This is a genomic window from Paenibacillus sp. P4_E11 (genome assembly GCF_056401635.1).
This window is the reverse complement of record NZ_JBFUIX010000044.1, coordinates 48,855-55,874: the sequence shown is the minus strand read 5'-3', so window position 1 is coordinate 55,874 and position 7,020 is coordinate 48,855. Positions and strand designations below refer to the sequence as shown.

Here is a 7,020-nt window from a genome sequence, read left to right as displayed (position 1 = left end):
CCACTAACCCCGTATTGCATCCATAAGCCGGCGATCATGACTGCCGTTATTAACAATACTTCCACCAGGATCGAGATATACTTGGAAACAAGCAAATAAGTTCGGGGGACAGGAAGAACCAATAATTGATAAATCGAATGCTGCTTCCACTCGTCACGCCATGAAGAAAAGCAGTGCAGAAACGGAATAAGCAACACGGTGGCGAACACCATAATATTCAAAAACATAATGAAACCAAGCCCGTTCTCAGGAAGCTGCATTTGAAGGGGCAGTATGGCAACCGCCACATTCAGAAGAGCCATTGTCCCGAGCGTAACCCAAATCGTACTTCTTCGATTCCGTAAATCCGTTAGCACCAACCTTCTAAATGCGTGCATGATCGTACACCTCTTTCAAAATTTCCATTAATGACAAGTTTCTTTCAAGTTTTAATGTCTCTACATTACCGCTAAGTAGCAGTTTTCCTTCGTGAATAAACATTACCTCATCGAGCATGGCTTCCACTTCGGATAGCTCGTGCGTAGTTATGATGATGGTTTGACCCTCCTCCACAAAATCCTCCACAATCGCTTGAGCAATCTGCTGTCTCGCGAATGGATCGATTCCCGATAAAGGTTCGTCCAGGAACAAATATTTGGCTTGCCGGCTAAGCGCCAGCAACAGCTTCATCTTAGCTCGCGTCCCTTTGGACGCCTCTCGAATCGACGATTCGGGCAATAATTCGAAAAAATCAAGCAAGTGACGAGCCTTATTATCGTCCCAATCCCAATATATGTCTTTAATATATTGCATGGCGTCGGATAATTTCATCCATGGATACCATACATCCTCGTCGGGAAGGTAAGTTAGCATTCCCCTTGTAGACAAACACGGCGATTTACCGTCCATAGTAATTTTGCCTCGATCCAGATGGAGCAGTCCGACCATCGCTTTGAGCATCGTTGATTTGCCTGCGCCGTTCGTACCCAGCAATCCGACGATTCGCCCCTCCCCGGCGGAGAAGGATATACCGTCCAACGCTTTTTTACTTCCGAACGTCTTTACGGCATGTTCCACTCTGATCATTGAGATTCTCCCCTTTCATATACTTTTTCATCGTATCCAGAATCTCCTCATCCGATTTCCCGAAAGAACGAAGCATTTCGATGCTTTGGCTAACCGCGGCGTTCAACGTTTCTTCCCTTAATGCTTCCAAAATTTTCGTATCGCCGGTCATAAAGCTTCCCTGCCCTCTTACCGTTACAATCAATCTCATGTCCTCCATTTCCCTGTAGGCTCTCTGGATCGTATTCGGGTTGACCCCCAGTCTTTTGGAAAGCTCGCGCCGTGAGGGAATTTCCTGACCCGATTGATACGTTCCGTTGATGAACTTTATTTTGATGTCATCGATAATTTGGGTATAAATTGGTTCCTTCTGATTGAATTCCATCGCAGCCTCCACCAATCCCATTTCAGTGTTACTGTATTAATTAATTAATACAGTAACAACAACCAAATGCGAAGTCAATAGATATTTCAAAAAAGAACAAGCGCCACTCTCCTGACTCTAGGCTTTGGCCCAAACGGCTTTAGGCATCCATTCATGCACGATAATAAGGTTGAACTTGTAATAACGTAGTTGCAGTAACGATCATGAAGCAGGTTGCAACGAGCAGCCTGCTTCATGACAATAACAAATATGTAGGAGACCGTTAGATCTGATCCTTAGGGGCGGTTAACTGCGGATTATACTCTCCCTTGAACGTAAATGCATAGTCATTCGCAATGCGGACAAATCCGGATATCTTGCTCCATCTGTCTCTTCGAATAAGAGCCGATTGATTCTTATTGTCCTTATTTCCTTCAGCGACAAGCAGTTCATCCTCATCGCAGGCCAGCACAATGCCAATATGATCGTGAGATTGTTCGGATAACAGCTTTTCGTAGATGAGAATGTCACCTCTCTGAGGGGTGAAATCCTTATCTTGGCTGCTATGGAAGTATTGAATCTCTGGAAGCTGAGCCCATTCCTGCCAAGCCGCCACACCTGCGAATCGACATACTCCGATCGGATAGCGAATAGGGAGCTTGAAGCCAACTTGCCTGCAGCAATGGTACACGAAGGCAGCGCACCAACTATCCATCAGAACGATATAGATGTTAGAATCCGGCCAATACTGACATATTTCACGATACAACGGTTCAGCAGGAATGCCCACTATCCCTTTACTTGCAAGGCTTTCCGCCAAATCAGCTAGAGCTGCCCGCTTATCCTGAGGTTCACTTGCTGAGACGACCAGCTCCATCTCTTCTACGACCTCTACAAACTCCTCATCATACGGAATCGCCAATTCCGTCAAAACCCGTCTTAATCGATCTGTAGGATTCCTCAGCCTAACCTGCTGGTCCAAATTGTGAACGTATCCCTGAAGCAGTTCCGCATCCTTAATAAGCTCGTCGTACGGTCCATGGACACTACACTTATCACTATGATAAAAAATAGCACGTAACAGGGTTCTCTGTTCCTCTACAGAGAATATCCCCATATCCCTTAATATCGGTCTTACCGCTTCTGCCCCATTCTGGTCATGAAAGTCCTCAATTCCGGTAGTGAACAAGTAATAATCATGAAGCAAGCCAGCAATGGCGGCCATTTCCTGATCAAGCCCTCTCCTCTTGGCCAGCAAGGTCGCATAGCTGGATACGCCGTACAGGTGCACAATCGCGTCCCGCCTGATATCTGCATTGTTCAAGGCTAGCAGTTTTTCATCAACAACCATTCTAATACTTTCCAGTCTGCCGCGGTTATCCAAAGTATGAAGTTCATCTCACTTAGAATTGATTTCAGATAATTCCTGTATTACGATAGTAGCTTATGTGGATGACCAATTGGCAGGAAAAATCATCTATAATCATTCCCCCCCTCTGTTCGTTCACTTGGGAAAAACCCCGCAAGCGGCCGGTTCCTTGGTGGTTGAGTTAAGTTGTGCATAGATTTCCTTGTAAGCTGCTCTCAAGAGTTCTTACGGACACTGAATCCGTTATTCGTCCGTTTCACCCCTTTTAAAGGGTATTTGCGGACACAGAGGCCGTTATTCCCTTACAACTAGCTATTTTGCCGCTTTCCACGACAAATAGCGTCATCTGTGTCCGTTAGGTCTGTCTATACCTGCCTATTTCACAAAATAGCGACTCTCAGGTCCACAACGAATGTTTTACAACAAAAAAAACACCCGCTCCTTGTAGGGAGAATCGGGTGTTCGTTTTCACACTTTATGCGGCTATCCAGCATCAGCAGGATTAGTTCGCGTGTACTTCTGGCATTTCCTCTTCGAAGAACAGGTCGTCCAGCGAGCTGAGCGTACCGTCTTCCTCCACTTGATACACGGACATCTTCTCGCCGTTCACCGTCAATTCGATGAAGCAGCCCCAGCAATAAAATTGATGAGAGCCGATTTTGCCGATGTCTTTGGAGTTGCAATTCGGACATTTTAACATAAGATCACCTTATTTCACTGAAATGTTGGAATTTCTTGCAGTTGGGATTCGCAGTCGACGGCGACGATAATGGCATCTTCCCCGAACTTAGCACTGTCGGGAGCCGGAAGCCATTTGCGTCCGTCCTTCAAATCTGTCAGAAACCCTTCCGATAACTCATACCCTACTATCTTTTTGYCCCATTGTTCGCCAAAATAAACATCTTCCACCATTCCAAGTTTGTTACCACTCACGGTTATGATGGGCAATCCCTTGAGCTTGGTCGTACCGTACTCCAAATAGCTGAGCTCGATATCACTGTCTAGGCTGTCGACGGATTGTGCGTCCGGAACCGTAATGGCATCTGTTCCGAACGAAATGACATGTTCCCACTTGATATAGCGGGGAGCGGAGAACCAAGATTTCGTCTCCAAAAGCACACCTTCCAAGTTCCAATCGCGGTCGATCAAAAAGTCTTTGGCCGTCCCGATCTGCTTGCCGTTCTCAATCTCGATAACAGGCAGGCCTATGATGTCCTGTGCTTTGCGCAAAAGTTGATCCTCCTGAAACCATTACTTTCAACATACCTATATATTGTACGCCTTACGGATGTTTTATGCCGCAAAGCTAAAGTCATCCTGTTACTAATGAAACACTGATGAAACAGTTGAACATATAAGATTGAAGCTCCGGTTAAACCTATATACCTCCTTCCAAATTAGTTCACTTCCTAAAGCTTTCTATTTATTACGAACTCGCCGCAGGATGGTTCCAATTCGGCGGGAGGCTTCATCGATTTGTTGCAATTCGTTCACATTTCCGAAGCTGAACCGGATGGCGGAATGGGTCAGTTCGTCCAGTAACCCCATAGCCTGCAGTACGTGCGACACTTCCAGCGAGCCTGACGTACAGGCTGATCCACTAGCAGCAGCGATGCCATTCAGATCCAGATTCATCAGCATCGTATCGGTATCGACGCCTGGAAAGCTCACATTCACAATATGCGGCAATCGCTCGTTACAATTGCCGTTCACTACATAGTAGGACGAGCCAAGCTGCTCGGTCAGCCCCACCAACAATCGATCGCGCAGTTGCTCCAGATGGCTTACGTTCGCTGCACGGTTGGCTGTTGCCAGCTGTATCGCCTTCGCGAAGCCAACGACTCCGGGCACGTTCTCTGTTCCAGCTCGCCGCTTTCGCTCTTGAGACCCTCCATGTATAAGTGGAGTAATCGTATGGGCCTTGGAAACATAAAGTCCGCCCACACCCTTCGGTCCATATAGCTTATGAGCTGAGAAGCTCATAAGATCAACAGGCAGCTCCGTCAAGTTCAGATCAACCGCACCAAGAGCCTGCACCGCATCCACGTGGAATAATATACCGTGTTCGTGTGCCAATGCTCCAATTGCATGAATCGGTTGAATCGTCCCCACTTCGTTGTTCCCGTACATGACACTGATCAGGAATGTGTCCGGCCGAATCGCAGCTTGGACATCCTCCACCTGCACCTGTCCGGTACGGTCGACCGGCAAATAAGTAACGTCATACCCTGCCCGCTCCAATTGTTTGCAAGCATGAAGTACAGCATGATGTTCTGCTTGTGTTGTAATCATATGGCGTCTGTTGTTCGTGCCATATCGCTCGGCGGCGCCGAATATCGCCATATTGTCACTCTCGGTCCCACTACCTGTAAATATCCATTCCGCAGGAGAGCATCCTAATAATTGCGCAATCTCATCACGTGCCCGACTGATGGCAATCTTCGTCTCTCGACCGAATGCGTGCAGACTGGAAGGATTGCCATAATGGCGAGTGAAGTACGGAAGCATGACTTCCAATACGTCGGGATGAACCGGGGTTGTTGCTGCATGATCGAGATAAATAGTTTGCATGGCTGATTCTCGCCGTTCTATATGTAGAACATATAGTTATTGTTCCTACCTTCATCTTGAAACGAGATCAAGTTAGCCAAGGTAGTCGAGTCCAGCACGCCGGCAATGCTGTCCTTAATACGAATCCACAAATCCCGCTTCGCCGGATCGTCCTCTTCCGTGAAATCTACTGGACTAATCGGGCCTTCCAGTACACGGATAACGTCGCCGGAAGATATTTCCTCAGGCAACCGGGATAAGATGTAGCCGCCATAAGCGCCACGGATACTCTTAACAAGTCCTGCATTCCGCAGTGGAGCAATCAACTGCTCCAGGTAATGCTCAGAAAGCTGATGTTTCTCGGCAATGCTCTTCAGAGAGGTCGGACCTTCTCCATATTTGGAGGCCAACTCCATCATAATCGTCAGCCCGTATCTACCTTTTGTTGAAATTTTCAAAAAAGCACCTCATTTACAGTTAAAAGCAAGTAATCTATATGACTTTCATTGTGTCCAAATGGATACGAAGTTAAAAGATTAGAAGCATTATAAATTATTTATTTACATGTTAACATAGTTCTTTTCATTGTGTCATCCATATACTTGACAATCTCATGAAAAGTTTTTCAAAAATCCTATCGCATTAGGAGGAAAAAGCATCAAATGAGTAATTCGACCCACTGTTCCTTCGTTACAGGACCGAAATAAGGCGTCAAATCGACATTTTCCAACCATTCCCGGATCGCCGCTTCCTCGTACTTGAGGCCAACCAGCTTATCAGCAAACTCACCGGCATCGCTAATTCCGAAGAAATCCCCGTATATCGAAGCAATGGCAATTCGGCCCCCGACTACATTCAACCGGACATCGTATGTACCTGCTCCTTCAATTCGCTTCGTTCGTTGCACATTAAAGGAAGGGGAACGTCCATAATTCCAATCCCAACTGCGGTACCGTTCCTCGGCTAGCTTGGCTACTGCTTCCCAATCCGCTTCCGTCAACTTATATTCTTGCACTTCTGCACCTGCATATATCGAGTCCAGCAATCTGCTGCGGAATTCATTAATCGTCATCGGATGGGCCAAAAATTCAGAAATGTTCGCCACCCGGCTGCGGATCGACTTCACCCCTTTGGACTTCATCTTCTCCAAGTTAACATGCAAGGCCGAGACGACGTTCTCGATCTCTGAATCGAACATGAGCGTGCCGTGGGTGAACATACGCCCTTTTGTAGAATATTGCGCATTACCTGAGATTTTGCGCTCCCCGACTTGAATATCGTTACGACCGGTCAGCTCGGCCTCGACCCCCATTTGACGTAGTGCCTCTACAACAGGTTCGGTAAATTTACGATAGTTATGGAACGACTTCCCGTCATCATTCGTCAGGAAGCTGAAGTTCAAATTGCCCAAGTCATGGTACACCGCACCGCCGCCTGACAATCTCCGTACGACATGAATACCTTGTTCCTTGACATAGGTGGCGTTGATTTCCTCTGCTGTATTCTGATTTTTGCCAATAATAATGGAAGGTTCATTGATATAGAACAATAAATAATCTTCGTTGGCCGGAAGCCGTTTGAGGGCATACTCCTCCAATGCCAGGTTCAAGGTCGGATCGGTAATCCCGCGATTGTTGATGAATAGCATAGTTGTGTTCCCTCCAAGTAATAAGACATTCGACTGTACCAAAAG

Annotated in this window: 9 protein-coding genes; all 9 read right to left on the bottom strand. The window is 46.7% G+C overall.

Annotated elements, in window-relative coordinates:
• On the bottom strand, positions 1-377 hold a 377-nt coding region (locus tag AC1DWB_RS17615), incomplete at its 3' end, for an ABC transporter permease (RefSeq protein ID WP_477542387.1).
• A complete protein-coding gene (locus AC1DWB_RS17610) occupies positions 364-1,065 on the bottom strand; it encodes an ABC transporter ATP-binding protein (protein WP_477542386.1) in 702 nt (233 codons plus the stop codon). The genes AC1DWB_RS17610 and AC1DWB_RS17615, both read right to left, overlap by 14 nt.
• Positions 1,025-1,429 (bottom strand): GntR family transcriptional regulator, encoded by a 405-nt coding sequence (locus AC1DWB_RS17605; protein WP_477542385.1) that lies wholly within the window; start codon positions 1,427-1,429, stop codon positions 1,025-1,027. The genes AC1DWB_RS17610 and AC1DWB_RS17605 overlap by 41 nt, the downstream gene beginning before the upstream one ends.
• Positions 1,430-1,691: 262 nt before the next feature.
• Complete coding sequence (locus AC1DWB_RS17600; RefSeq protein WP_477542384.1) at positions 1,692-2,759, bottom strand: CHAP domain-containing protein; 1,068 nt, start codon at positions 2,757-2,759, stop codon at positions 1,692-1,694.
• Between the two features lie 520 nt (positions 2,760-3,279).
• The gene (locus AC1DWB_RS17595; RefSeq protein WP_405460454.1) at positions 3,280-3,477 is read right to left on the bottom strand and encodes a hypothetical protein; all 198 of its coding nucleotides are present in this window, start codon (positions 3,475-3,477) and stop codon (positions 3,280-3,282) included.
• A gap of 14 nt (positions 3,478-3,491) precedes the next feature.
• Positions 3,492-4,007, bottom strand: a complete 516-nt coding sequence (locus tag AC1DWB_RS17590) for a PRC-barrel domain-containing protein (protein WP_477542383.1) — start codon at positions 4,005-4,007, stop codon at positions 3,492-3,494.
• A 189-nt stretch (positions 4,008-4,196) separates the two neighbouring features.
• Positions 4,197-5,348, bottom strand: a complete 1,152-nt coding sequence (locus AC1DWB_RS17585; RefSeq protein ID WP_477542382.1) for a cysteine desulfurase family protein — start codon at positions 5,346-5,348, stop codon at positions 4,197-4,199.
• Between the two features lie 17 nt (positions 5,349-5,365).
• Positions 5,366-5,785: a cysteine metabolism transcriptional regulator CymR gene (gene cymR / locus AC1DWB_RS17580; protein WP_477542381.1), complete on the bottom strand. Its 420-nt coding sequence runs from the start codon at positions 5,783-5,785 to the stop codon at positions 5,366-5,368.
• Between the two features lie 200 nt (positions 5,786-5,985).
• Entirely contained in the window at positions 5,986-6,975 is a 990-nt protein-coding gene (locus AC1DWB_RS17575; protein WP_477542380.1) for a lipoate--protein ligase, read from the bottom strand.
• Between the last annotated feature and the right edge of the window lie 45 nt (positions 6,976-7,020).

What these genes read in the sequence shown, in the direction of transcription:
- AC1DWB_RS17610 (WP_477542386.1), bottom strand. Translation starts at nt 1,065, where the DNA reads ATGATCAGAGTGGAACATGCCGTAAAGACGTTCGGAAGTAAAAAAGCG.
- AC1DWB_RS17605 (WP_477542385.1), bottom strand. Translation starts at nt 1,429, where the DNA reads ATGGAATTCAATCAGAAGGAACCAATTTATACCCAAATTATCGATGAC.
- AC1DWB_RS17600 (WP_477542384.1), bottom strand. Translation starts at nt 2,759, where the DNA reads ATGGTTGTTGATGAAAAACTGCTAGCCTTGAACAATGCAGATATCAGG.
- AC1DWB_RS17595 (WP_405460454.1), bottom strand. Translation starts at nt 3,477, where the DNA reads ATGTTAAAATGTCCGAATTGCAACTCCAAAGACATCGGCAAAATCGGC.
- AC1DWB_RS17585 (WP_477542382.1), bottom strand. Translation starts at nt 5,348, where the DNA reads ATGCAAACTATTTATCTCGATCATGCAGCAACAACCCCGGTTCATCCC.
- AC1DWB_RS17575 (WP_477542380.1), bottom strand. Translation starts at nt 6,975, where the DNA reads ATGCTATTCATCAACAATCGCGGGATTACCGATCCGACCTTGAACCTG.